The sequence below is a fragment of the Streptomyces sp. SID14478 genome (genome assembly GCF_010548525.1).
Taxonomy (GTDB): domain Bacteria; phylum Actinomycetota; class Actinomycetes; order Streptomycetales; family Streptomycetaceae; genus Streptomyces.
Genome location: NZ_JAAGMG010000417.1, coordinates 1 through 731 on the forward strand (window position 1 = coordinate 1; position 731 = coordinate 731).

Sequence of the window (731 nt, forward strand, 5' to 3'; positions counted from 1 at the left end):
GACGGCGCCGCCGAGGCCCGCGGCGAGCAGGCTCAGCACCCCGCCGGTGCGCAGCGCGCCCACCGCGTTGCGCACGCCCTCGCTCGGCTCCTCCACGTACTCCAGGACGCCGTGGCACAGGACGGCGTCGTAGCCGTCGTGCTCGACGACGTCGAACAGTCCGGAGATGTCGCCCTGGACCCCGCGCACCCGGTCGGCCACGCCGGCCTCGGCGGCACGGCGCTCCAGCGCGAACAGCGCGTTCGGGCTGGGGTCGACGACGGTGACGCGGTGGCCGAGACGGGCGACGGGCACCGCGAAGTTGCCGCTGCCGCCCCCGGTGTCGAGGACGTCCAGCACCGGGCGCCCCGCGGCTTTGGCGCGACGGTCGAGCGCGTCCTTGAGGACCTCCCAGACCACCGCGGTACGCAACGAGGCGCGGGGGCGGGAGGGATCGGAGACGGAAGGGCGCATCGGGTCCGACACGGCAGCTGGCTCCTCGGCGTGAACAGGTTCGGGCGCCTCCACCCTAATGGGCGCGAACGCGCGGCCATGCCATCCGTGTGCGTCACCGCAATCGCTGGTCACCCCGCGTCGGGCACCTCCCGGTCGGCGGTGCGCCCGTCGTCCTCACGGCGCGGCTGCGGCAGCGCCGGCTGCAGGACGAGCAGGCGCTCCACCAGGCGCAGGAACATCGCCGCGTCGCGCAGCAGGTCGTCGGCGTCGCGCGCGGTGGCCGCGCCCCGGATGCC

The 731-nt window shown here is 75.6% G+C and carries 1 protein-coding gene; it reads right to left on the bottom strand.

What is annotated here, in order from left to right; translation table 11 throughout:
• Nucleotides 1–453 (bottom strand): methyltransferase (locus G3I40_RS13540; protein ID WP_164302407.1); only part of this gene is annotated, 453 nt, incomplete at its 3' end.
• Between the last annotated feature and the right edge of the window lie 278 nt (nt 454–731).